16 protein-coding genes and 2 tRNA genes are annotated in these 24,366 nt (G+C 68.3%); 10 read left to right on the top strand and 8 right to left on the bottom strand.

From position 1 onward, the window contains the following. Window positions 1–41: 41 nt before the first annotated feature. The 3 genes from AC07O4_RS04255 (at window position 42) to AC07O4_RS04245 (ending at window position 1,162) form a co-directional block, all read left to right on the top strand. Window positions 42–117 (top strand) — tRNA-Asn (locus tag AC07O4_RS04255). A 189-nt stretch (window positions 118–306) separates the two neighbouring features. Continuing rightward, window positions 307–382: transfer RNA gene (locus AC07O4_RS04250), tRNA-Asn, on the top strand. Window positions 383–715: 333 nt separating this feature from the next. Continuing rightward, a complete protein-coding gene (locus AC07O4_RS04245; protein WP_390343608.1) occupies window positions 716–1,162 on the top strand; it encodes a hypothetical protein in 447 nt (148 codons plus the stop codon). A gap of 45 nt (window positions 1,163–1,207) precedes the next feature. Here the strand turns inward: AC07O4_RS04245 and AC07O4_RS04240 are convergent, their stop codons facing one another. The 4 genes from AC07O4_RS04240 to AC07O4_RS04225 all read right to left on the bottom strand — a co-directional run bounded on the left by AC07O4_RS04240 (window position 1,208) and on the right by AC07O4_RS04225 (window position 16,121). Beyond that, window positions 1,208–4,048 carry a prealbumin-like fold domain-containing protein gene (locus AC07O4_RS04240; protein ID WP_495303829.1) on the bottom strand — a complete coding sequence of 947 codons (2,841 nt, stop codon included), beginning with the start codon at window positions 4,046–4,048 and terminating at the stop codon, window positions 1,208–1,210. A gap of 1,045 nt (window positions 4,049–5,093) precedes the next feature. Then, complete coding sequence (locus AC07O4_RS04235) at window positions 5,094–12,194, bottom strand: hypothetical protein (RefSeq protein WP_495303828.1); 7,101 nt, start codon at window positions 12,192–12,194, stop codon at window positions 5,094–5,096. A gap of 324 nt (window positions 12,195–12,518) precedes the next feature. Beyond that, window positions 12,519–15,416: a beta strand repeat-containing protein gene (locus tag AC07O4_RS04230; protein ID WP_495303827.1), complete on the bottom strand. Its 2,898-nt coding sequence runs from the start codon at window positions 15,414–15,416 to the stop codon at window positions 12,519–12,521. Window positions 15,417–15,578: 162 nt separating this feature from the next. Beyond that, a complete protein-coding gene (locus AC07O4_RS04225; protein ID WP_307588617.1) occupies window positions 15,579–16,121 on the bottom strand; it encodes a hypothetical protein in 543 nt (180 codons plus the stop codon). 65 nt (window positions 16,122–16,186) lie between these two features. Here AC07O4_RS04225 and AC07O4_RS04220 point away from each other — a divergent pair, with 65 nt between their 5' ends. Beyond that, window positions 16,187–16,573 (top strand): hypothetical protein, encoded by a 387-nt coding sequence (locus AC07O4_RS04220; protein ID WP_307588615.1) that lies wholly within the window; start codon window positions 16,187–16,189, stop codon window positions 16,571–16,573. Between the two features lie 519 nt (window positions 16,574–17,092). Continuing rightward, complete coding sequence (locus tag AC07O4_RS04215) at window positions 17,093–17,494, top strand: GreA/GreB family elongation factor (RefSeq protein WP_062472433.1); 402 nt, start codon at window positions 17,093–17,095, stop codon at window positions 17,492–17,494. Window positions 17,495–17,537: 43 nt separating this feature from the next. Here the strand turns inward: AC07O4_RS04215 and AC07O4_RS04210 are convergent, their stop codons facing one another. Continuing rightward, window positions 17,538–17,768 (bottom strand): hypothetical protein, encoded by a 231-nt coding sequence (locus AC07O4_RS04210; protein WP_062472430.1) that lies wholly within the window; start codon window positions 17,766–17,768, stop codon window positions 17,538–17,540. Between the two features lie 178 nt (window positions 17,769–17,946). Between AC07O4_RS04210 and AC07O4_RS04205 the strand changes: the two genes are divergently transcribed. Both AC07O4_RS04205 and AC07O4_RS04200 read left to right on the top strand, forming a co-directional pair. Beyond that, window positions 17,947–18,834, top strand: a complete 888-nt coding sequence (locus tag AC07O4_RS04205; RefSeq protein ID WP_095950180.1) for a CsgG/HfaB family protein — start codon at window positions 17,947–17,949, stop codon at window positions 18,832–18,834. Window positions 18,835–18,916: 82 nt separating this feature from the next. After that, window positions 18,917–19,993, top strand: coding sequence for an MBL fold metallo-hydrolase (locus tag AC07O4_RS04200; protein ID WP_095745508.1), 1,077 nt, complete (start codon window positions 18,917–18,919; stop codon window positions 19,991–19,993). 7 nt (window positions 19,994–20,000) lie between these two features. Here AC07O4_RS04200 and AC07O4_RS04195 read toward each other — a convergent pair whose 3' ends face one another. Further along, window positions 20,001–21,014 (bottom strand): zinc-dependent alcohol dehydrogenase family protein, encoded by a 1,014-nt coding sequence (locus tag AC07O4_RS04195; protein WP_495303826.1) that lies wholly within the window; start codon window positions 21,012–21,014, stop codon window positions 20,001–20,003. 118 nt (window positions 21,015–21,132) lie between these two features. On the opposite strand from AC07O4_RS04195, the gene AC07O4_RS04190 reads away from it, so the two are divergent. From AC07O4_RS04190 to AC07O4_RS04180, 3 genes are read left to right on the top strand one after another with little or no spacing between them, the layout of a single operon-like run. Next, window positions 21,133–22,035, top strand: a complete 903-nt coding sequence (locus tag AC07O4_RS04190; RefSeq protein ID WP_495303825.1) for a LysR family transcriptional regulator — start codon at window positions 21,133–21,135, stop codon at window positions 22,033–22,035. Window positions 22,036–22,066: 31 nt separating this feature from the next. Beyond that, window positions 22,067–22,933, top strand: coding sequence for an alpha/beta fold hydrolase (locus AC07O4_RS04185; protein ID WP_495303824.1), 867 nt, complete (start codon window positions 22,067–22,069; stop codon window positions 22,931–22,933). Continuing rightward, a complete protein-coding gene (locus tag AC07O4_RS04180) occupies window positions 22,930–23,466 on the top strand; it encodes a GrpB family protein (protein WP_495303823.1) in 537 nt (178 codons plus the stop codon). Before AC07O4_RS04185 ends, AC07O4_RS04180 begins: the two co-directional genes overlap by 4 nt. A 1-nt stretch (window position 23,467) precedes the next feature. On the opposite strand, the gene AC07O4_RS04175 is transcribed toward AC07O4_RS04180, so the two are convergent. Both AC07O4_RS04175 and AC07O4_RS04170 read right to left on the bottom strand, forming a co-directional pair. Continuing rightward, complete coding sequence (locus tag AC07O4_RS04175) at window positions 23,468–23,881, bottom strand: PaaI family thioesterase (protein ID WP_062478117.1); 414 nt, start codon at window positions 23,879–23,881, stop codon at window positions 23,468–23,470. Window positions 23,882–23,950: 69 nt separating this feature from the next. After that, window positions 23,951–24,355: a GFA family protein gene (locus tag AC07O4_RS04170; RefSeq protein ID WP_139704153.1), complete on the bottom strand. Its 405-nt coding sequence runs from the start codon at window positions 24,353–24,355 to the stop codon at window positions 23,951–23,953. Window positions 24,356–24,366: the final 11 nt, after the last annotated feature.

The following is a 24,366-nucleotide window of genomic DNA, read 5'->3' as shown; positions in this document are numbered from 1 at the left end:
TTTTGGAAGCCCCAAAAATCACGCTATAATCTAAGGCTTGTTCCTCGATAGCTCAGTTGGTAGAGCGCCGGACTGTTAATCCGTAGGTCCCTGGTTCGAGCCCAGGTCGAGGAGCCATCACAAAGCCGCAAGGCCTCTGGAAGGCCCGCTACTCACAAGGTAGCGGGCCTTTTCATTTGTGAGACGACCGTCGAACGAAGACGTGTGCCAAGCGATGGAAAGAAATCGCCCCACGCACTTCGATTGGCAAAAATTGAGGGTCGCCGTTCAGAACGGCGATTCCATTGAATATAATTGAAGGCTTGTTCCTCGATAGCTCAGTTGGTAGAGCGCCGGACTGTTAATCCGTAGGTCCCTGGTTCGAGCCCAGGTCGAGGAGCCACCATTTGCTGAAGGCCCGTTACTCACAAGGTAACGGGCCTTTTCGCTTTGCGGGGGCCTTTTCGCTTTGCGGGGGCCTTTTCGCTTTGCGGGGGCCTTTTCGCTTTGCGGGGGCCTTTTCGCTTTGCGGCCCTTTTGCTTTGGCGCCACACATCGGCCGCCACCTGCCCGCTCGCGGGCCTGTCCGACACGCAGGCCCCGCCCTGCGTGCAAAACTCCCTCTTTGTTAATGACTTGTGCTGCCCTGCCCCGGGCAAACCCGTGCACGCGACACGCCGCTCAGGCGTTGTTTGAGCTCAGTCATTCACAAATAACAACCATCAAGGGCATCACGATGAAACTCACAAGAATTCTTCTGGCCGCCGCCGTGGCCGCCGCCACCTTGCCCGCCGTGGCGCAGGTGTCCGTCAACATCAACGTGCCCGGCCTGATCCAGGTCGCGCCGCCCGCACCGCGCTACGAGCCCGCGCCACGGCCGCGCAGCGGCCAGGTCTGGGTGCCCGGCCATTGGCAGTGGAACGACCGCGCCTACGCATGGCGCCCCGGCTACTACGTGGCGGCCCGCCCCGACTACGCCTACGCCCCGGGCGGCTGGGTGCGCGCCGACGGCGGCTGGCGCTGGCGCGAAGGCGACTGGCGCCGCGCCGAGCGTCGTGAAGAACGCCGCGAAGACCGCCACCACCGCCGCCATGACCGCGACCACGACCGCTACGACCATGACGACGACCACCGCGGCGGCGGCCACTGCCCGCCCGGCCAGGCGAAAAAGGGACGCTGCTGATAGCAGCAGCAGGAGCAGCTTGCGCGCCTGCTGACGCGCAAGCCGTCAGTTCACCGTCACCCTGAATCGCACGCTGCCCGTACCGCCGGGCGCGAGTTGCCCGGTGAACTTCCAGTCCAATGGCCCCGTTCCGCCCGGCGCTTGTGCGGCCGCGCATGCCACGGCCGGCGCAGGCAATGCATTGGCCGGTGTGCGCTTCGTGCATGCGGTCAGCGTCGCCGGGGTCGAACCTTCCTGCGAGGCGACGAAGCTGGTGTAGACCGGCGTGACGTCGCTCACCGTCAGGCCGCTGATCGGAGTCGCGCCGTTGTTGGTGTATGTGATGCGGTACTCGAGCGTCTCGCCCGACTTGGCTTCGTTGTTGAGCCCGAAGTTGCCGTTCTTCGTCAGGTTGCGCACTTCCTTCTTGAGCTCCAGCGCCGTGCTCGACGCGGTCGTGGTGTCGAGCACGAGGTAGCTCGCGCTCAACGCGGGCGATGCGTTCGTGAACACGAAGCTCGCCTGCACCGAGCGCTTGTCGTTGTAGCCGGCGAGCGCGCCGGCCGGAATGAACTCCTGCACCACCACGCACAGGTTCTGCCCTGTGGTCACAGGCCTGGGCACCGCCGGCGGATAGAGCACAGAGGCGCCGGCCTGCAAGGCACCGGTGCAGCCCGGGTCTTCGTAGATTTTTGCGCTCCAGCCGTCGATTGCCGGCGTGGCCACCGCGCCGGCCACGCCGAAGCTCACCGTTCCGCCGGTCTGCGCCACGAAGGTGTGCGCGTGGCTCACGCTGCTGCCGGGCGAGCCGGTGCGGGCGCTGTCGGCGCCGAAGCGGTTGAGGGCCACGTCGCCGAAGTTCAGTTCGCCAACCCGGGCGTCGTTCCATGCAAAGGCGATGTGATCCGGCGCCCCCGCGGCGGTGCGCGTGTAGGTGTAGGTCCGCCCGCCCACGGCCACGCCCGTGCCGGAAGGCAGCGGCGTGCTGCCGGCCGACGCCCCCGTGGACAGATGACCCGCCGGCGTGCTCTCTTCGACGCACAGCGGATCGCCGTTGGACGGCGACGAAGGCTGCGACGGCACCTCCAGGCGGTAGTGGCCCGAGCCGTCGGTCACGGCCGTGGACCACACGCCCGCCGCACAGTTGGTGAGCCGCATCTGCACGCCCACGAGCCCCGCTTCGCCGCCGTTGGCCACGCCGTCGTTCGGCACGCCCGCGCCGCTGCCGTTGTCGCTGAAGACGCGGCCGGTGATGGCGTAGGCGTCGCTGTTGACGAAGGTGCATACGATGTCCGCGCCGCCCACCATCCATTCGGCGGGAATCGTCAGCACGTTGCCGGCCAGCACCACCGGCGGCAGCGACGCCGCTGCAGCCGCTGCCGCCCGCCTCGAAGCGGACACCCCGGGGATGGGCGACGGCGCAATGGCGTCCTTCACGTCGTAGCAGCTGGCGCTCACCGGGTTCACGGGCCAGCCGGCGGGCGACGTCTCGGTGATGGTGACCGGGACGCCGACCCTGCCGGTGATGGTCTGCGCGCCAAACTCCTCCCCCGGCACGGTGAGCGTGATGGTGTCGCTGCTCACGCTGAGGCCCGACAGCGCAAAGCGAAAGCGGTGGGTGCCCGAACCGACGTACGCCGCCTTGACGATGCGGACCTTCGGGTCACCCAGCCGGACCCCGATGGGCAGCGTCGTGGCATCGCAGGGATCGGTCACCAGCGGGGTGCAGAGCGCATCGCCGCCGCCGCTCAGGTTCACCGTGTTCGTGCCGGACTGCGCGCCCACGGCCGTCTTGTCGACCTCGACGGGAATGCGGATGTCGAAGGTGCCCGGCGCCACACCGGCGGCCACGCTGCAATTGGAAATCAGCGAGCCTGCCGCAGGGCAGCCGCTCAGGACGCCGGTGGTGGTCCTGGCGATCAGCACGGGCGGCCCGGCCAGCGTGATGCCGGTGGGCAGCATGTCTTCCACGAACAGCGGCGCCGTGGTCGGTTCATGCTCCACCTTCACGGCGACCGTGTAGAACTGGCCCGCCGCGCCGACGATCAACGGATTCGCACTCGCGGTCTTCGTCGAGGTGATGGCCAGCGGAAAGGCCACGGGCGTATTCGTCGTGCTCCGGCACACGCCGATTCCGGCGCAATACGGATCCCCGCCCTTGGAGGCCATCGCGACATTGACGATGTACGACACCGGGGCCCCCACGGTCACGGCAGACGGCAGCGGCGTCACGGGAATGACGAACGAATGGGAGGTCATCAGGCCGGGGGGCACCGTGCAGGTCACGTTCTGCTGGACGGCCGTGCAGCCCGCGGGCAGCGTGCCGATGCGCAGGGACGATGAAATGGCGTCGGTGATCTCGGCCGGCGCCGTGGTCGGGCTGCCGTTGCTGCTGAGCTTCAGGGTGTAGCTGGCCGGCACGCCGACGAAGAATTTGGCGACGCTGGCCGTCTTCTGGAGCTTCAGTTGCATCATGTCGACCGATGTGGGCGGCGTGGTCGAGTCGCAGGCCTCGTTGACCGCCGTCGTGCATGCCAGGTCTCCCCCACCGCTCAGGTTCGCCATGTTGGTGCCCTTGTTCAGGCCCGCGGCCGGTGTGCTGACGCTGACGGGAATCCTGATTTCGAAGGTGCCCGGTGCAACACCGGCCGCCACGTTGCAGAAGACGCCGCCGCCGATCGTCGGGCACCCGACCAGCGTGCCGGTGGTCGTTCCCGGAATCAGCGTCGGCCCGCCACGCAGGTTCATGCCCGCGGGCAAGAAGTCCGTCAGCCCAATGGGCGCCGTGGTCGTCCCGTTGGCCACGGTGATGAACAGGGAGTAGAACTGGTCGGGCGCCCCCACCACCAGCGGGCTGGCGCTGACCGTCTTGGTCGAGGTGATGACGGGCAGAGGCGGAAGGGCCACCGGCGTGGTCACCGTGCTCGTGCACGCCCCCGTGCCGTTGCAAGTGGCGTCTCCCCCCCCCGATGCCGTGGCCGTGTTGGTCACGCCGGGCACGGCCGAAGGCTGGGGCGTCACCGGAATGACGAAGGACGCGGACGATGTGAACCCTGGGGGCACCAGGCAACTGACGTTCTGGCCCACTCGGCTGCACCCCGGGGGAAGGTCGCCGATGGTCAGCGAAGGCGGCACTCTGTCGGTCACCACCGTATCGGCAGTGGTCGCGGCGCCAGTCGTGTTCGTCAGCGTGAGTGTGTAGCTGGCAGGCTGGGCCACTACCCATGGGGCCGTGCTGGCTTCCTTCTTGAGCGCCAACTGGGGGGCTGGGGGGTCTGGCACGAAGAAGCACAGCACGTTGTACGACCCATTCGGCTGACCGTAGCTTGGCTCGAGCGAGAGCGTGACGGAAGACGCGGATGTTCTCGAAACAACGGCCCATGCAGAGCCCCCAGAACTGGGTGTTGCCCCCTCAAGATTGCCGTCTGCATCGATTTTTACCGGCGTAAGGCCACCTATCTGTGCGGCCACTTGCTCGGCGGCAGGCGTCTTGACCTCCGCCGCAGTGAACGGATAGTGATTTCCGTTGACGGACACCACCATCTTCTCGCACCCATCTGCTGGGTTGCAGTTGAGCACGTAGGTTCGAACGCTCAGGTTCTTCACCGGCACAGAAAAATTGAACGTGCATGCCTGCCGCACGTTGGGCCTTCCCAGCCAGAGATAAGTACCCCATGCGAACTTGTCCTCCACCCCGCATTCGCCCTCCGTGGTGACAGCGACGCCCCCGTAGGTCCCGCTCTTCCATAGACATAGATCTGCAGCCGTGGCCTGCGTGCCGATCAGGAGCGAGGTCAGTGCCAGAAAGACGACGCCGCGCAAGGCATGAAAGAAGTGCGCCACGCTTCTCGCAAGTGACATCGCACGCGTCCGCACGGGTAGGCAGCGAAGCGCCGTCGCGCAGTGCATCGAATCAGTTTTTTGCATTTTCATTGGCCATTCATCCGCGACTTCATCGATCGGTCCGGTCGTCTTTCACGGGGGCAACTGCGCTCGCCGACGCGGCACCCAGCGCCGTCTCGTCGAACTTGAAACGCAGCCGGATGTACGCGCCCTTGCTCGTGTAGTCGTTGGCCGCCAGGTCGCGGTCTTTCAGGCCCACGAAGTTGTAGCCCGCCGACACCCACAGGTCCTTCATGACCTGGTAGCCGACTTCGATGCCCAAGGTCTTCTGCAGGCCGCCGCCCTTGCCGCGCAGCAGGCCGGCCTGCACGCCGAGGTCCCAGCTGTCGTTGAGGTCTTGCGTGTAGCGCGCCTGCAGCAGGTGCGCCCAGTAGGTACTGCGCAGCAGGCCGTCGTCGGCGCGCGACCACTTGGCGGCGTAGCGCCCGTTGATCACGGTGCCGGGGCGCGGGTTGTAGTTGAGGTGGGCCGAGACGATGTCGGCGCTGGTGCGCCCGGGCAGCGCTGCGCTGCCGTTGCCCGCACCGAAGACGCTGGCGCCGTCGAGTGCGCCGGTCGAACTGCCGGTGCCGGTGACGCGCTCGGAACGGCGCTCGTAGCGCAGGAGCGCGTTCCAGCTGTCGGTGTCCACCGGACGGTAGGCCAGGCCGATCTGGTGGCGCGCCAGGTGGTGCGCGTTGCCGGCGTTGGCTCCCTGCCCTTCGCTGGCGCTCATCACGCTGCGCGCCAGCAGGCTCCATGACGCATCGATCTTGAAGCCGAAGCCCGCGCTGAACAGGCGCGTGTCGGCGTCGTCGCCGTGGCGGCCTTCGAGGATGCCGCTGGCCTTGATGCGCGCGTCGGTGTATTCCACGCCGCCGGTGATGGCGGTGGAGTCGCCCGTCAGGCCGCTGGCGTGGCCGGTGCCGTTGTTGCCGCTGTTGCGCAGCCCGCCGATCTGGCGCGTGTGCTCGACGCCGCCCGTCAGGCGCCAGTGGTCGTCGACCCTGAAGGTGTTGCGCACGCCCGTGGCGGCCTGCGCGGCGCGCCCGTCGAGGCTGTCGGCCAGGCGGTACTCGCTGTACACGCGCCCGCCCTCCATGTAGGCGCTCTCGATGCCGAGGATGCCCACGTTGTTCGACTGCCCCGCGTTCAGCTCGTACGGCCCGTAGAGGCTGGAGACCAGCTCGTAGCGGCCGTACAGGCGCGTCTTGTCGGTGACGGCGTAGTTGCCGCCCACCGCGAGCACGTGGCGGTCGGACTTGCGGATGTCCTGCTCGCCCTCGACGAACACGTGGGCCTGCGGCACGCCCGGCACCTGCGCCGACAGGCGGGCGCGCACGGTGGTCAGGTTGTCGTCGTTGGCGTTGGCCTGGGTACCGGCGTTGGCCGCCGCGCCGAGCGCGGTGACGTTGTTGGCGGCCACGCCGCTGCCGAGGTTGCCGCTGTAGGTGGAGACCTGGCCGTAGTCGAAACCCGAGCCACTGCCCAGGCCGGTGCCGTTGTGGCCGTGGCGCAGGCCGAACTCGCCCACCAGTTGCTCGCCGAACTTTCGCTGCACGCTGGCGGTGATGCCGCGGCGGGTGCCTTCGCGCAGGGCGTCCTGGCCGTAGAGCAGTTCGCCGCGCAGCGCGGTGGCGGCGTCGAGCCGGTACTCGGCGCGCGCCGAGGCTTCGGTGCGCCCGGCCGAGAAGCTCGCGCCGGGGTTGTCGAAGCCGGTGCTGGTCTTGCTTGCGAGCGCGGCCACGGCCAGGTCTTCGCCCTGGTGGCGCAACTCGACGCGGGCGCCGCTGCCCTTGCCGTTGCGGTCGGAGTCGGTCTGCACCCATTCGCCGGCGACGGTGGTGTGATCACCCAGGCGCGCCAGGGCGGTGACGGCGCCGAGCTTGCGGCAGTTCTCGGGGTTCTCGTCGATGGCCGCGACCACACCGACCTGCAGGTTCTTGGCCACCTTGAGCTGCACGTCGGCACCGGCCACGGTGAACTTGGGGCCGCCCGCGTCGACCTCGTAGGTCACGCGGATCGACTGCGGGTTGAGGTTCACATCGACCGACGCGATGGCGCGCGTGAACAGCAGGCGGCGCGTGAGCGGCTCGACGGTGTAGTCGACGAAACGCGTCACGGTCGAACGCTGCAGCACGAGGTCGGGCTGGTTGCGGTCGCGCACGACGATCTCGACCTGCTCGCTGTTCTCGACGAACTCGCCGCCCCGGGCGCCCAGGTAGTACGGGCCCGAGGTGCCGACCGCGCGGAATTCTTCCACCTGCTGGGTCTGCGCGGTGCGCGAGGCGTAGGTGGTGGTGCGCACCTCGCCATCGTCGTAGACGTGCTTGAGGCCGGTGAGCGAGCGGCTGACCTGGCTCAGGCTGCGCACCTCGGTGCTGCTGGCGGTACTGAAGTCGCCGTACAGCAGGTAGGAGCGGTTCTTGTCGATGCGCACGTAGAGCTTCCGCGTGCTCTGGGCGTCGAAGCCCTTCGCGGACGAGTCGCCGTACACGGGGTAGAACTCGTCGGGGCGGATGTCGCGGAACAGGCGGTCCTTGCGCGTCTTGTCGGAATCGTAGGCGGCGGTGAGCAGGTACTCGCCCTTGACGGCGCCCTTGAAGAAGAAGGCAGCGCGCGCAGCCGCGCGGCGCTTGTCGTTGCCCTCGTCGGCCAGGCCGGACAGCTCGGCCTCGAAGGCCGCGCCCGCGGGCATCGCACCCAGCGGCACCTGGCCGCGCTTGGTGAAGTCGAGCACGCCTTCGACGATGCCGACGCCGATCATCGGGCGCAGCTCGGGCAGCAGCGCCAGCCGCGCCTCGCTCGTGAAGCTCGCGGCCGTCACGCGCAGGCGGGCATCGCCGGGTTCGCCGGGCGGCAGCAGGCGGAAGTCGGCCACGCCACCGTCCATGAAGACCTGGGTGCCGGGCTCGGCGGGGTTCAGGTCTTCGTCGAGCCAGCGGCCGCGGTCGGTCTCGAGCGTGAGCTGCGTGCGCGCGGTCACTGGCACGCCGGCCGCGTCGGTCAGGCGCACCTTCACGACGACGGGCGTGCGCAGGTCGGCTTGCGCCGAGGCGGGCACGTCGATGTGGATGGCGCCGAGCTTGTCGGGCGCGGTGACGCTGATCTGCTGCGCGGCGCCGCGCACGTTGCCGAACGGATCGACAGCTTCGAGCACGAGGCGGTTGACGCCGGGCCGCAGCACGATGCCGATGTACTCCCAGGCGCCGATCCGGCGGCTGGCCTGCTCGGTCTTCTTGCCGACGCGGCGCTCCTCGACGCCTTGGCCGTTGACGCTCAGGCGCAGCGCCAGGCCGGCTTCGCCCTTGACGCGCACGTTGAGCGAGGTCGAGGGCAAGGTGTCGCCATCGCGCAGGTCGATGAAGCCGAGGGCGTTGCTTTCGATGCGGGGCAGCAGGGCCTCGAGGTCGATGGGGCTGGGGACGGCCTGCGGCGGCGCCACCGCGGTGGTCGGCTGCGCAATACCGCGGGACACGCGCATGCCGGAGAAAAGACTGCCCACGGGGGATGCGCCATCCACCGCGGCGCCGCCGGTCACCGCGCCGAGCGTGCTGCCCTGGCTGCCCGACGCGCCGCCGATGAAGCTGCTGGGCGACGCCGATGCGGCGGGCATCGCGATCAGCGGCGCCGAGCTGGCCTGCGTGGTGCTGGTGCCGGTGCTGCCGCCCGCGCGCACCTCGCCGCTGGCAGGCAGCGCACGCCGGTCGCCCACGGGGACGATCCGGCCCTCCGGGTCCAGGCGCATGCGCACCTGGGCTTCGGCCTCGGTGTCGGGCACGGCGGCGATGGCCTCGCGCCGCGCGATGACGTCGCTCATCACCGCCGGTGAGTCGCAGTTGGTGACGACGAAGTTGGCCTTGTGGAATTCGCCCTTCTTGAGATCGACGAAGCGGCTGTCGGGGCGCCCGGCATTGCGGTTGTCGAGCGCTTCGAGCCGCGCGCCGGCGGGCAGCGTGGTGGCATCGAGCCGCAGCACATGGGTCACCGGTTTGAGGCCGTACAGGCTCCACTTGCCTTCGACGTCGGTGATGACGTGCGTACCGTCTTCCATGTACAGGCGCACGCCGGGCACGCCGATTTCGTCGACGCCCTGCTGGCGGCCGTCGCGGCGGCAGTCCATGTAGACCTTGCCGAAGAGGAAGGCATCGTCGGAAAACACGCCGCCGGTCACGCGCACAGTCCATTGGGCGAGGTTCGACTGCATGGGGCCGGAACTGGCGCGGGCACGGTTGACGGCGTCGCCGTTGGTGGGCGCGCCGACACCGACGCGCACGCGGTAGCGCACCGTTGCGGACTGGTCGATGCCGAGCGCGAGGCCGGGATGGTTGAAGACCAGCCGCGGACCGGCCCCGCCCACGGGATCGGCCGTGGCCGCACCGTTGAGCCGCGCACTGCCGGCCACGTAGGCGAAGCCCGGCGGCAACTGGTCGGAGAGGCTAAGGCCGGTGACGGGAAAGCCGGTCTTGTTGGTGGCGACCAGCGCGTAGTCGAGGAAATCGCCGAACTCGACCTGGCGCTTGCTGCCTTCCTTGCGCAGCACGAGGCCGAGCACGTTGCCCGGGTCGAGCGGGATGTGGTTGTGCACCACGTCGCAGGCCGCGCCCGAGGGCTCGAAACCGGCCTTGAGCGAGAAGTGGTGCGTGGTGGGCTCCGCGCCCTGCGGCGACGCAGCGTTCGGGACGATGGCGCCGCAGCGGTCGAAGGTGCCGGGCGTGGCGGGGATGAGCTGCGAAGGCGCCGCGTAGGCACTGCCCGCGGGCGGCGCCACACCCAGCGCATAGGTGCAGCTGCCGGTGACCGGCGGCGACAGGAAATAGAACTGGTAGCCGCCGTCGGCGCCGGTGGTCATCGACAGGCTGCCGTCGGCATTGGCGCGGTAGACGCCGCTGTCGCCGCCGAACACCTCGGCCAGGGCCATCGGCCGGGCAGCGCCGTCGCTGCAGGACTGGCGGGTGAAGGTGACGACGGCGCCGGCCACCGGTTGGCGCGTGACGGCGTTGTAGACCACGCCCTGCGGGTCGGCCAGCATCGAGGGCGCGCTGCTGGCGCTCGCGGTGACGAGCGCGGCCGACGACGCAGAAGCGGTGTTCTGCTCGAAGGCGGCCGCCCAGGCCTTGTTGGTGAACGGCACGCGGGCGCCGTTGCTCGACGGCTTGCGGGTGACGCGCACGGTGAATTCGATGTCCTCGCTCTGGCCCGGTGCGAGGGCGCGGCTGCCGTCGGTGAGGCCGAGCGCGGCCTGCATCGGCAGCCGGAAGGGATCGGCGCTGGCGGCGGCCTCGCGGTCGCAGGCTGCGCGGCCGGTGAAGCCGGATGCGATCTGCAGCACGCCGTTGCGCACCTTCGGCGCGCCGACGAGTTCCCAGGCGGCGACGAGGCCTTCGGGCTTGTCCATGTCGAAGGTGCAATCGAGGTTGTCGATCACGCGCACGTTCGGGGCCGGGGCCGCGCCGGTGTTGCCGACCTTGAAACGGTAGTCGAGCTCGTAGACGCCCTCTGCCACGCGGCGCGGCTGCGAGACCCTCTTCACGAGCGAGAGCACGGGCTGCTGCAGCTGCACCGGCGTGGGCGAGGTGTCGTTGCCGGGGTTGCCGTCGCCGTCGGCGTCGGGGTTGCTGCCGTTGACGGAGTCGTCGAAGACCGTGGGCGGGCCACCGGCAGCGAGCGCGGCCTGTGCGCGCACGGTGTTGAGCAGCGTGCCCACGCGGCCCGACACGTGAAAGCGCACGTCGAAACGCACCGTGAACTGGCCGCCCACGGGCAGCACCGCACCGGGTGCGAGCAGGTCCTGCGCGGAGGCCGTGCCGTTGAATGCGGCGTTGACGGCCGCCACCGTGCCCGCCACGCCATTGTCCGAACCACCGACGATGGTCAGGGTCCCGGGCACCACGGCGTACTGGCGCGCGCCCGGCACCGCAGCGGTCGTGCGGGTGCCGAACTGCGTGGCGCCCTGCCCTTCGAGCACGTCGGCCAGTTGCACGCCGTGCAGCGCGGTCGTGCCGTAGTTGCGCACGTTGACGTCGAAGGTGACGGTGGCCGTGCCGTCGGGTTGGCCGTCCGCACCGCGGTGCATGCGCGGCGTGGAGGCGGCCTTGGCGACGCCGATGCGGCCCTGGCCTTGCGGCGGCGCCATCGCGATCACCACCGTGTTCGACGGCGACGCGGCAGGTGCGACGCCGTCGTTGTACTGGCTGTGCGCGGTGTTGCGGATATCGCCGGTGTGATCGGCCTTGACCTGCACCGCGAACTGCATGGCGATGGAAGCGTTGCGCGCGAGCGCGGTGGGCACGCCGATGGCCACTTCGATCGCCGCGCCGTCTTCGGCGGTGCGGTAGCTGAAGTCGGCGTCGCCGGGCATGCGGAACAGGCGCACCGCGCCGGCCGCCGTGCTCTGCAGGCTACCAGCGAGGTAGCGCGTGCCGGTGGGCACGAGGTCGCGCAGCAGCAGCAGGCTGCGCGGGCTGCCGTTGACCAGCACCTGCGTGCCGGTGGGCGCGGCCGCGCCGCCGGGCTGCGCGTCGCGCGCGCCGGTGTTGGTGCCCGAGATGCTGAAGTCGATGCGCGTGCTGCCGGGCACGACGGCACCCGCATGGCTGGCCGACTTGACCAGAGCGAGCACGGCGACGCTGCCCACGTCGACCGTGTCGCGATTGCTCGCGCTCGCACCCTGCAGGGCGGTGGTCGCGCTCAGCACCACGCAGGCGCTGCCGCTGGCCGCGGCGGGAATGGTGCCCTGCACCAGCAGTTCGGCCGTCTGGCCCGGCTCCAGCGCGAGCGTGCTGGCGGCACCGGGCAACAGCACGAGATCGGAGGCGTCGACGACGCCGTTGTGGTTGCCGTCGCGCGCCACGCGCAACGCCGACAGGTCGAGCCCGTCGGCCGGGCACCCCGCGCCGTCGTTGACGAGCCCCAGGGTGTAGCGCGAAGCCACGTTGCCGGTGTTGGTGAGCAGGTGGCTCAGCGTGACGACGGTGCCGGGCGGACGGTTCACGCGCTGGTCCTGCGTGAGCGACAGCGCCTCCACGGGCAGCACGCTGGCGGTCACGGCATTGGAGATGGCCGTCTCGCTGTGCCCGAGGCCGGCCGGGACGTAGGTGCCCGTCGCGATGCTGCGGATCACGACGCCGCCGGGAGCGGGCGCCGCTTGCGCGACCGGTGCGAACAACATGGCGAATGCAAGTGCGAGGCCGAAGACTGCCATCGCGCTGCGCGCAGGCGCCGCGCAGCCCCACCTTCGAGGCAAGCCGGCACGCGAAGAAGAAAGAAGAAATGGCACGCGGTGAACCTTCCCTCGCACCTCCCGCTGCGGGAGACACGTCAAACAGTCGAAGAACTCTTTCCTCTGCCGCCTCGAAGGCCGGCAAGGCACGGCTTGCATGCAGCGATGTGCGCGAAAGCAGCAGGGGAAACAGGCGAGGCACCGGGGCGAACCCAGGCCTCGCGGGAAACGGCCGACGGCCCTTGCGGAACCGTCGGCGGCGCCGATGTCAGATCAGGGGTTGATCTGCACGGCGAAGGTCAGCGTGACCTTTCCACCTGGGGCCACGGTGTTGGCCGCGCTGCCGCAGCTGACCGCGGTGGCGGTCGATGCGAAGGCCGGCGCCGTACCGCCAATGCCCGGGGCTTCGCACTGCAATGCAGGCTGCTTCGCGCTCAGGACGGTGTACGCCGGCAGTGCGTCGTTGATGGCGATGTTGGTCACCGGCACGATGCCTTCGTTGGTGGCAACGACCTGGTAGACGATGCACTGGCCCGGCTTCAACTGCAGTGACGTTGCCGCGAACGCGGTGTCCGCCACGCCGTCACAGGTCGCATCGGCCGCCTGCGTCTTGAGGACGCGGATCTGGCCGGTGATCACGGCCGTGATGTCGGTGGCCGAAGGCGTACCGCAGTTGGGGGCCGGGTCGGTGAAGGTGGCCGTCACCGTCGTGGTGTTGCTGACACCCGCGCTCACGCCCCCCGGCGCGAACACACGCACCAGCAGCTTCTGCGCCGCGCCTGCCGGCAGGCTTGCCAGCGGACCGTTCACCGGCGTGTCGCCAGCGTCGATCTGTCCGTCGCCGTTGACGTCGAGGTAGACCGCGGTGGTCCAGCCTTGCGCCTCATCTGCCGCAGGCACCTTGGCTGTCAGCGTGTACGCGCCGCAGCTCTGGGCGCCGATGTTGGTCAGCGTGTGGGCATACACCACGGTGCCGCCGGGTGCGACCTGGCCGTTGTTGTTCGGCGTGAGCGAGGCGCCCAGCTGAAGGGCCGTCGAGGTCACCGTCACGGCGTCGGTCTTGACGTCGGAAGCGATGCCGCCGGTCGAGGCCACCGCAGTGGATTGCACCTTGAAGTAGATCTTCACTGCAGTGACTGCGGCTTGCGAGGAAGGCGGCGTGACGCACGCTTCGACCGCCTGCTGCCCCCCGGCGATGACCGCGAGGTTCGAGATGGCCGGCGATGCACAGGTGCCGCCAAACGCCACGAACTTGACCGTCCAGCCTGCCGGCAGCGCGCCCGGGAAACCGGTCGTCTGGCTGGCGGCAAGGTTGTAGGTCGCGTCGATCACGTCATGGTTCTTCACCCACAGCGTGAAGACCGTGCCGGTGCCGGCGCCCGTGTCATGAACCTGCGTTGGCAACGGGCTGGGGCCCGCGCCGAGGTCACCGTTGGCGACACTGCCGGTACCTGTACCGATCTTCGTATTGGTCAGGTCGACCAGGGTCTCGATCACGCGTTCGAGGCGGTCTTCGGTCGCATCGATCTTCGTGTTGTCGCCCACGGAACGACCGAGCACGGTGGCCACGTAGGCGCCGCCCACGGTGGCCGGCGGCAGTTGCACCTGCGTCACGATGTTGAAGCTCGCGCCAGCCGGGATCGGACCGGTGTCGGGCACGCCGTCACCGTTCGTGTCCAGCAGCGGTGCGCCGGTGTCCGCCGCGAAGAACTGGAAGCTCGTGCCGGCCGGGAAGGTGTTGGCGGAGATCGACAGGTTCACGGCATCGGTCGCGCCGCCCGTGTTGAACACGGTTTGCGGGAACCGGACGCTGCTGCCTGCCACGGCCAACTGCCTCGTGGTCAGGTCTTGCCCGGCGGGGTTGGGCGTGCCGGGTGTCGCGTCGAGCGCCGTTGCAGCCGTGGACGGGTTGGAACCCACCACGATGCCGAAACGCGCCAGGACGGTGTACGCCGACGGGTTGGAGGTCGAACCGACGGTGCCGATCAACGCTGCGGTCACGCCAGCCGGCGCGTTCGCGGGGTTGTAGCGGGCCACGTTGGTGGTGGTGGACGTACCGACCGCCGCGGTGCTGTTCACGAGCACCACGAAGCTCAGCGTTTGCGTCACGTTCGGATTCAGCGAAGCCACCACGGCATTCAGCGTGTTGCCGGTCGCCTGGAAGTCGATGCCCGACGGATCGCCGCCCGCACCGTCACCCAGCGCCGTACCCGACGCACCGCTCCACACTGCCGAACCCGTGACGTAGGTCAACCCTGCCGGCAACACGTCGGACAGCGCGAACTTGCCCGGTGCGCCGCCCGTGTTGTTGAACGTGAGGGTGTAGACCGAGTACTGGCAGTTCGCGTTCGACGCGAGACCGGCTGTCCAGCTCGTGGCCGTGCAGGCGGCGGAAGAGCGCGGCCCACTGGTCGGCGCGGTCGGCCAGACGCCGTTGTCCGGTGCTGCGACCGACGGAGTGCCGATGACCTTGGTGAGGTTGAACACCGCATCGGTGGCCAGCTTGACCTCGTCCTTGTCGGCCGCCGAGGTGTTCGGCGCGGTGTACAGCGCCGGAGTGCCCGGGGTGGCGGTGATCGTTGCGGCATCGAAGTTGCCGGTGCCGGTGGCTGAGCCCGGGATCGTGTAGGCCACGACGAAGCGGAACGCGCCGTTGTTGCCGGGCACGCTCTGCGCCGGGGTCACCGTGCAGACGTTCGCATCGGTGGCCGAGCACAGCGCCGTCGTGCTGTCGGGCAGCCCGTTGCCGTCGGCATCGGCAAAGACCTCGACACGCGAGAACTTGCCCGCATCGGCCTTGACCGTGAGGGCGAAGGTGTCGACGCCGTTGCCGGTGTTGGTCAGCACGTGAGGCGCATAGACCGTGGCGCCGGCCGCGCCGGACTTGGTGTTGACGATGGTCGTCGTCACCTGGTTGACGCTGTCGAGCGTGAACGAGCCCACCTGGAGAACGGTGGTCTGCACCAGGTTGGAGGTGGCGACCTGGGTCGTCCCGGCGGCGTCCGAATAGCTGGCGGACGCCTGGTTGCCGATGACGGTGTTGGCGGGCGGCGACGCGGCAAGTGCCGCCGGGCTTCCGAAAAGGAAGCCCAGCGTCAACGCTGCGGCGCCTGCCCAGGGCGCGCACGGCTTGCAGCCGCTGGCGCGTTGGGTTGGCTGGGTGGGAATCACGTAGTTTTCTCCTCTGTTGTCGATGAACGGAAACACGAAAGAACCTGGCCGGTACGTTTCGACGGGCGAACGCGTACCTGCCGACTGGCACTCGGAAACAAGAGATCGATGGAAAAGGCGGGCGCCCTCGCCTCGCGCAGCGCGCGAGGGCCGGCGCGGCCTTTACTTGCCGCGCGGGGGCGGCGTGGCGGGCGTGGGAGGCACAGCCGTTGGCGGCGCGACGGTTTCGACCTTGGCGCGCGCGCTCACGGCGAGGCTGCCGTTGGCGGGCAACTGGCCCAGGCTCCAGCGCAGCATGCGGTACTCGCTGTAGGGAACGGGTTCGGTCTTGCCGCCGGGCAGTTTGCGAACGAGCGGCTCGGGCTCGAAGACGGCGGTCTTGGTGGCGGCTTTCACGAGGCTGGCGCCTGGCTTGGCGCTGCGCGGCAGGTATTCCAGCCCCTCGGGGATCGGCAGATCGGCCACGAGGCCCTTGACGGGCTTGCCGGTGTTGTTGGTGTAGGTGGCCTTGTATTCGATGACGTCGCCCGGCTTGATGGTGGCCGCGTCCTGGAACTGTTCATTGCCGTCGGGCCCCTTGACCACCTTCGACTGGGCGAGGACGACGGTCACGGCCTGGGCCGCGACAGGTGCGCGCGGCGCCTCCAGCGAAGCGGTGGGTTGCGCGAACGCGACGGTCGCGGCGCCTGCGGCAAGCAGGACCAAGCCTGCGCGGATCAGCGGGTGGACCGCCCCTGCGCAGCCTCGCGACGACGACAAGAACAAGTCCCATGTGGATGCTGTCATTCAAACCCCAATTAACAATATTTGAAATTCACGTCGCAAAATTTGCAATCAACCTCTTATTGCAAACAAATAGCCAACATTGCTTGCAATTGAAGGCAATCGGCCACTTAGATTTTTGCGTACTGAATTCTTATGTCTCGGGGCTTTTATGGCAATCAAACAAAAGAACAGAGGATGCGCAAATGAGACATATTGAACAAACAAAATGCATCCACCATTTCGTTCGACCTGAAGCCCCCTCAATTGAAGCTTTCAAGCTTCTGGGAGAGTCAAAACAATTGAGATCGAATGACAACAACAGCAACCCCAGGCGTACCCCTTATGCACCAAATAATATTCTCAATGAATTCGAACCCATAAGATTAATTTGAAATCACTCATTCAATGCGGCACAAGAAATTATTCATCGATGAATTACAGAGAAATCCCGGTGGTCAGGAAAATATCGAACTCGCAAAGAATCCGGTAAATATGAGCGCTTGCCCACCCTTTTCCCATCACTCATTCACGTCATCTCGAATCACAGGCTCTTGATTTCAATTCAGGCGTTCTACTGATTGAATCCAGAGATTCCACGGCAATTCCTCGCTGCACCCGTAGGGCCATAATTGGCCAATCTGGCCAGAATCCCCTACACTCGCGCCCCATGGCTCTCCTCTCGCCCCGTCGACACCCTGCGCGCGCAGCCCTGCCCATGGCAGCGGCCGGTCGTCGTGTGGGCGCCGTCGTCGCGGCGGCCACGTCGGTCCTCCGACGCACGTCCGCACATTCCTGAGCCCGGCGGTCCGCTACCTTCTTCTTGATGCGCACACCTTGACCGCCGGGCACCACACCGCGCGGTAGCGACCCTGTCTGTTGGAAAGGCGGGTTGCGTTCATCTGGAGTGCTTCATGCTTTCAACCGTTCACGGGGAGCGCACGCTCACCGAACTCGATTACGTCCGCCTCAGCAAATTCGCGGACACGCCTCTTCCCCCGGCCCTGGTCGATCTGCTCGACACGGCCGACATCCTTCCGTCACGGGAAATGCCCTCGGACATCGTGACGATGTACACCCAGGTGGAAATCGAAGACCTGCCCGCCGGACAGCGGCAGAAGATCGTGATCTGCTATCCCGCCGACGCGAACCCGACCACGGGCTTCATCTCGGTGTTCTCGCCCGTCGGCATCGGCCTGCTGGGCCAGAAGACCGGCGCGGTCGCGCGCTGGAAGACGCCCGGCGGCGGCGAACACAGCGCGCGCGTGATCGCCGTGCTGTTCCAGCCGGAAGCCAGCGGCGACTACACGACCTGAAAGTGCGCCGGTTAAGGCCGGAGGCCGGCGCCCCGCCGGCCGGTCAGTGCTGCAGCACGCCGGCGACGCCGGGGCCCCTGCTCTTCGCACTGTCGATGGTCGCGCTGACGGAACTCGTGTTGACCGCCAGCGCCACCAGCACCGCCCCCACGAACGACGGATCGGCGCTGCCGCTGTAGCCCGACGCCCCGGCAATGGCCAGGGCCTGCGCCACCTGCTGCGTCGTCAGTTCGACGGCGGCTTCTCCCACGATATTCCTCTTCTTTGTGGCCATCTGAAAACTCCTGCGAATGGAGTTCGGACTGTAACCAAGCCCCGACAAGCGCCACAAATGTTCCTGACCGTGTGACTTTCGACACTGGCCCGCGCATCGGGCGGCCCGTATCGTCGCGCGGGCGCGGCGCCCGCCGGTGGGGCGGACGCCACATTGTTTTCATTTGACGGACAGGGACATGCCTTTTTCCAAACTCTCTCTCGCCAGCGCACTCGCGGGCCTGCTCGCGCTTTCCGGTTGCCAGACCATGGACATGCAGATGGGCGCTCCGGCGGCCAAGACCACGGCCACGGGCAGCGCCGCCGGCGGCGCCACCTCGGGCGAGAGCAGCCAGCTCGAACGCTGCGACTCGCCGCTCGGTACCGTCTCGCTGATCGAGAACGTCAATGCCGGCTGGTACACCATCCTCACCGGTGAATACCGCCTGCCGCCCACGGCCAACCTGCTGCGCCTGCTGGTGCAGCAGTCGAACTGCTTCGTGGTGGTCGAGCGCGGCGCGGCCGGCATGAACGCCATGACGCGCGAACGCGCGCTGATGCAATCGGGCGAGATGCGCGGCGGCAGCAACTTCGGCCGCGGCCAGATGGTGGCCTCCGACTACGGCCTGTCGCCCGAGATCGTGTTCAGCAACAACGACGCCGGCGGCATCGGCGGCGCGCTCGGCGGCCTCGTGGGCGGCGGCCGTGGCCGTGCCATCGCGGCTGTCGGCGCCAGCCTGCAGACCAAGGAAGCCAGCGCGCTGCTGACGCTCATCGACAACCGCTCGGGCGTGCAGGTGGCTGCGGCCGAAGGCAGTGCCTCCAAGACCGACTTCGCAGGCTTCGGCGGCCTCGGTGGCCGCGGCGGTGCGGGCGGCATCGGCGGCTACACCAATACCGCACAAGGCAAGGTGATCGCCGCGGCCTTCATGGACGCCTTCAACCAGATGGTCCGTTCGCTGCGCAACTACAAGGCGCAGACGGTGCGCGGCCAGGGCCTGGGCGGCGGCGGCCGGCTGGGCGTGGACGGCGGTGCCGCCCCGTCGCAGACCTCGGCGCCGGGCGCCGCCCGCCCGCGCCGCAAGTAAGCGCGGCCGTCCATCGTCTTCGATGTGACCCGGGCCGAATGCCGGTCGGGTTCACAATTCATCCCTCTGGAGGTGAAACACGATGGATGGTTTGGAAGAGTCGGCGGAAGCAGCCAAGGGCAAGCTTGTTTATCCCTTTGCGGAGCTTCCGCCACGCGGCAAGTCGATCGAGGTCGCCGACGGGGTCCACTGGATCCGCATGCCGCTGCCCTATTCGCTCGACCACATCAACCTGTGGGCGCTGGACGACGGCGACGGCTGGGCCGTGGTCGACACCGGCGTGCGCACCGAGGAAACGGTGGCGGTCTGGCGCGAGCTGTTCGCCAATTCGCCCGACACGCGCGGCCTCACCCGCGTCTTCGTGACGCACATGCACCCCGACCACGTCGGCATGGCCGGCTGGCTCACGCGCAAGTTCGGCGTGCGGCTTTGGATGACCCGCTCCGAATACCTCATGTGCCGCGTGATGGTGTCCGACACCGGCCGCGAAGCGCCCGACGACGCCATCGCCTTCTATCGGCGCGCCGGCTGGGGCGAGGCGGCCATCGAGACCTACCGCACGCGCTTCGGCAACTTCGGCAAGCACATCCACCCGCTGCCCGACAGCTTCCGGCGCCTGCGCGATGGCGAGGTGTTGCGCATCGGCGCGCACGACTGGCGCGTCGTCACCGGCAACGGCCACTCGCCCGAGCATGCGTGCCTGTACTGCCCCGACCTGAAGGTGCTGATCTCGGGCGACCAGATCCTGCCGCGCATCTCGTCGAACGTCTCGGTCTCGCCCGTCGAACCCGATGCCGACCCGATGGCCGACTGGCTCGCGTCGCTCGCCAAGCTCAAGCGCGAAGTGCCCGACGACGTGCTGGTGCTGCCGTCGCACAACGAGTGCTTCCGCGGCCTGCATGCGCGCATCGACCGGCTGCAGCACGGGCAGGAGCGCTCGCTCGACCGCTTGCGCAACGCATTGAAGACGCCGAAGCGCGCGGTCGATGTGTTCACGAGCCTGTTCGCGCGCAGCATCGCCGAATCCGACGTGCCGTTGCTGGGCATGGCGACCGGTGAAAGCCTCGCCTGCCTCAACTACCTGCGCCACCGCGGCGAGATCGCGTGCGACATTGCCGACGACGGGGTGGCCTGGTACCGACTGACGTCCGCCGCCTGAGCGCCGCTCAGACCTCAAGCACGACCTTGCCGATATGCCCGGCGCGCTCGAGGTAGCGATGGGCCTGCACCACGTCGTCGAGCGCGAAGCTGCGGTCGATGCGCACATGCAGCGTGCCATCGGCAAGGCCTGCATCGATGAAGGCCAGCGCGCGACCCAATGCGGCCGCGTCGCGCGGCAACCCCATGGTGGCGGCACCCGTGTGCTCCAGCACCTTGTAGACGTGGAAGCGCCAGCTCTTGCGGAACTGCGCAACTACCGGAAACTTGAATTCGGCGCCGCCCGACAAGCCATACAGCACATACCAGCCGCCATGCGCGACCACGTCGCCGAGCCGCTCGACCTGCGCGCCACCTACGCCGTCGTACACCAGGTCGACACCGCGGCCCTCGGTGAGCGCCAGCACGCGCTCGACCACGTCTTCTTCGTCCGTCACGACCACGTGCGCAGCGCCCGCTTCCCGCAGCGCGTCGCGCTTGGCCGCCGTGCGCGTGACCGCGATGGCGACGATGCCCGCCACGCGCGCCATCTGCAGCGCCGCGATGCCGGTGCCCGATGACGCCCCGGTGACCAGCATGACCTGGCCGCGCTGCAGCCGTGCGATCTCGAACATCGGGAAGTAGCCCGTGAGATACGCCATGTAGGCGCCCGCAGCCTGCACGGCCGACAGGTTGGCGGGATGCCGCACCACATGCGCGGCCGGAAAGAGGATGCGGTCGCCGTAGGTCGGATACAGCCCCTGGCTCGCCCCCGGCAGCACCGCGACCCGGTCGCCCACGCCCAGCCCTTCGACGCCCTCGCCCACGGCCTCGATGACGCCGGCGGCTTCGTTGCCCAGCCCCGCCGGCAACGTCGCGTCTTCGATGTACAGGTTCTCGCGCCACAACGCGTCGGCCCGGTTCAGGCCGATGGCCTGCACCGCGATGCGCACCTCGCCAATGCCCGGCGCGGGCACCGCGACCTCTTCGAGCCTCAGAACCTCGGCACCACCGAATGCGTGGAAGCGAACCATCCTGCTCATGACAACTCTCCTTCTTTCTTGAATGACCGATGGCTTCAATCTAGAGGCCGCGGCGTCATCAAGGAAATCGATTCGCGGGATAGTCGCTATGCGCACCATCGATAACGCCAGGACCCCGATGAAACCCATCGAACTCAACCGCATCGACCTGAACCTGCTCACCGTGCTGGCCGCGCTCATGCGCGAGCGCCATGTCAGCCGCGCTGCCGAGCGGCTGAACCTCGGCCAGCCCGCGGTGAGCCATGCGCTCGCGCGACTGCGCGATCTCACGGGCGATCCGCTGCTGGTGCGCCAGGGCCGCGTGATGGAACCCACCGCACGGGCGCTCGCCCTGATGCAGGGCCTGGGCCCCGCGCTCGCGCAGATCGAGGCCACGTTCCGCGCGCAGGCCGACTTCGAACCGGCACGCGCCGCGCCGGTGTTCCGCATCGGCCTGACCGACGACCTGCAGATCGCGATGCTGCCCCGCCTGCTGCGCGCCCTGAGCACCGAAGTGCCCGGCGCCAAGCTGGTGACGCTCACGGTCTGCTACCGCAACGCCATGCGCTACCTCGACCAGGGCCGTGTCAGCGCGGTGATGTCGTTCCTGAAAGACCTGCCCGCCGATGCGAAGGTGCGCAAGGTCCGCACCGCGCGCTTTGCCGTGCTCCGGGCCGACACCGCGCCCGGCAGGCTGTCGCTCGACGACTACTGCCGCCGGCGCCACCTGCTCGTGACCTATGCCGGCGACCTGTGCGGCACCGTCGACGAAACGCTGGGCGAACTCGGACGCCAGCGCGACGTGCTCTTCTCGGTGCCGCAGTTCGGCAGCCTGCCCGCCGTGCTCGCCGGCACCGACCTGCTGGCCACGGTGCCCGAGCATGTGGCGCTGGCGCTGTCGGCGCAGACCGGCCTGCGCTGCGAGCCCCTGCCCTTCGACAGCCCCAGCTATCCGCTGCGGATGGCCTGGCGCGCAGTGACCGACAAGGACCCGGCGCAGGCGTGGCTGCGCAAGGCCATGCTGCGGGCCGTCAACGATTAGGATGCAAGTCCACTTCCCTGGAGGACCCCGCATGCCGAGCACCGAGACCCACTTCGAACTGACCGCCAACGACGGCCATCCGGTGGAGGCCCACCGCTGGCAGGGCACCGCGCCGCGCGCCATCGTGCAGCTGGCGCATGGCATGGGCGAGCATTCGCTGCGCTACCGGCCGCTGGCCGATGCGCTCACGCAGGCCGGCTACGTCGTCTACGCGAACGAGCACCGCGGCCACGGCCCCGGCGCCGCCGCGCGCGACGAACTCGGCGAGTTCGGCCCGCGCGGATTCGCCGGCCTCGTGGACGACATGGCGCTGCTCAGCCGCCACGCACGCGCCGAGCACCCCGGGCTGCCGCTGGTCCTCGTCGGCCATAGCATGGGCTCGTTCGCCACGCAGTACTACCTGGTGCGACACAGCGAGCTGCTGTCGGGCGCGGTGCTGTCGGGCACCACGGCGCTCGACCTGCTGGGCGGCGCGCTGCAAAGCGGCTTCCGGCTCGAGGACATGAACGCCGCATTGCCCGACGTGCGCACGCCCTTCGACTGGCTCAGCCGCGACCCGGCCCAGGTCGATGCCTACATCGCCGACCCGCTGTGCGGCTTCACCGTGTCGGCCGAAGGCATGGGTTCCATGTTCGCGAACCTCGACGAACTCACGCCCGCCGCAATGCAGACGCGCATCCGGGCCGAGTTGCCGCTGTACCTGTTCACCGGCGACCAGGACCCGGTCAGCAACAAGGCCGAGTGGTTCTACCCGCTGGTGCAGCGCTACCGCGAGGCCGGCCTGCGCGACGTGTCGTGCCATGTGTTCGGCGGCGCGCGCCACGAGACGCTCAACGAGACCAACCGCGACGAAGTCGTGGCCGTGCTGCTGGCCTGGCTCGCGCGCATCGTGCGATGAAGCTCCTCGCCTTCGACGAGAGCCTGGACCAGCGCCACATCCTGCCCTACGACCCGGCGTACGCCGAGGTGTTCGCGCAGGTGCAGCGCCATGTGCAAGCGCAGCTCGAGGGCGTGGAACTCGTGCACATCGGGAGCACGGCCATCGTCGGCCTGCGAGGAAAGCCGATGGTCGACATCGCGGCGATCATGCTTCATGACGACCTGCGCATGGCTCAGGCGGAATTCGAAGCCCTCGGGTTTCACCGCCGCCCCGTGTGGGTCGACACGGACGAGAAGCCCTACGTCTGCGCGTCCGTGCTGCACGACGGGCGCAGGTTCAATGTCAACCTGCACATCTGCCATCGCGGCGACCCGGTGCACGTGGACTCGCTGGCATTCATGGCAGTGCTCGACCGGCGCCCGGACCTGCGCAGGAAGTACGAAGAAGCCAAGGACCGCGCCCACAGCATCGACCCGGCCAACCCGCATGTCTACAACCGGGAAAAGGAAGCGGTGATCCGCGAGATACAGGCCCAGGTCGGGCGGGCCTAGCCTAGAGGCTCGCCAGTATCCCGGTCGACGTGGCCTCTGCGGCCAACTTCCCATCGGGGTTGTAGAGCGCCGCTTCGAGAAACGCCACGCGCTTCCCGCGCCGGATCACGCGCCCCTCGACCCGGCCTTCGCCAGGGCCGACCTTCTCGTAGAAGCTCACCTTGATCTCCAGGCTGAAGACCGTCTGCGCCTGCTCGGTGTCGTGCATGACCGCATGGGCCATGGCGGCGTCGAGCCAGGCGGTGATGAAGCCGCCCTGGGCGATCGTGCCGTTCGTGTGGCAGTACTCGCGCCGCACGGTGAAGGCGGCCTTCAGCGTCTTGTGCTCGGCGTCCCAGCCGGTCACGTGGAAGTTGCCCATCGATTCGGACAGCGCCTGGCCCGAACGGATGCGGGCTTCGAGTTCGTCGTTCATTGGTTTCGTTCGCAGCAGGTGAAGCAACGGACATTCTCATCCGAAAGCGTGCCCCTGCCCTTGACCCGCTCAGAGGTAGCGCACCTCCGCCGGCACCTCGAACCAGTTGTTGTGGCGACCGTCCATGTAGCGCACCGGCGCGGTGGACAGCTCTTCGAGCGTCGCGTCGTCCAGGCAGGAGACGTTCACGCTGACGTACGCGCCGCCGATCTCCGGCACGTTGCCGCGCCCGAAGGACTTGACGCCGCAATGGCGGCAGAACAGGTGCTCGGCGCTGAACGAGCCGAACTGGTAGCTCGACAGGTCGTTCTCGCCCGACAGCAGCGTGAAGTCGTCCGGCTTGACGATGGCGCCCCAGCCGCGCGACTTCATGCAGATCGAGCAGTTGCACTTGCCGGTGCCCGCGGCGAGGTCGATGAGCGCCTGGAAGCGCACCTTGCCGCAGTGGCAGCTGCCGTGATAGGTCTTCTTCATGGTCGGTGTCC

The sequence above is a fragment of the Variovorax sp. GW821-FHT09D04 genome, from assembly GCF_059416405.1.
Note: the sequence above shows the minus strand (reverse complement) of the source record. Positions and strands in the feature narration are given on the sequence as shown.

Coding starts and splice junctions, on each gene's coding strand:
- AC07O4_RS04245 (WP_390343608.1), top strand. CDS start 716: ATGAAACTCACAAGAATTCTTCTGGCCGCCGCCGTGGCCGCCGCCACC.
- AC07O4_RS04235 (WP_495303828.1), bottom strand. CDS start 12,194: ATGTTGTTCGCACCGGTCGCGCAAGCGGCGCCCGCTCCCGGCGGCGTC.
- AC07O4_RS04220 (WP_307588615.1), top strand. CDS start 16,187: ATGTGGATGCTGTCATTCAAACCCCAATTAACAATATTTGAAATTCAC.
- AC07O4_RS04215 (WP_062472433.1), top strand. CDS start 17,093: ATGCTTTCAACCGTTCACGGGGAGCGCACGCTCACCGAACTCGATTAC.
- AC07O4_RS04210 (WP_062472430.1), bottom strand. CDS start 17,768: ATGGCCACAAAGAAGAGGAATATCGTGGGAGAAGCCGCCGTCGAACTG.
- AC07O4_RS04205 (WP_095950180.1), top strand. CDS start 17,947: ATGCCTTTTTCCAAACTCTCTCTCGCCAGCGCACTCGCGGGCCTGCTC.
- AC07O4_RS04200 (WP_095745508.1), top strand. CDS start 18,917: ATGGATGGTTTGGAAGAGTCGGCGGAAGCAGCCAAGGGCAAGCTTGTT.
- AC07O4_RS04195 (WP_495303826.1), bottom strand. CDS start 21,014: ATGAGCAGGATGGTTCGCTTCCACGCATTCGGTGGTGCCGAGGTTCTG.
- AC07O4_RS04190 (WP_495303825.1), top strand. CDS start 21,133: ATGAAACCCATCGAACTCAACCGCATCGACCTGAACCTGCTCACCGTG.
- AC07O4_RS04185 (WP_495303824.1), top strand. CDS start 22,067: ATGCCGAGCACCGAGACCCACTTCGAACTGACCGCCAACGACGGCCAT.
- AC07O4_RS04180 (WP_495303823.1), top strand. CDS start 22,930: ATGAAGCTCCTCGCCTTCGACGAGAGCCTGGACCAGCGCCACATCCTG.
- AC07O4_RS04175 (WP_062478117.1), bottom strand. CDS start 23,881: ATGAACGACGAACTCGAAGCCCGCATCCGTTCGGGCCAGGCGCTGTCC.
- AC07O4_RS04170 (WP_139704153.1), bottom strand. CDS start 24,355: ATGAAGAAGACCTATCACGGCAGCTGCCACTGCGGCAAGGTGCGCTTC.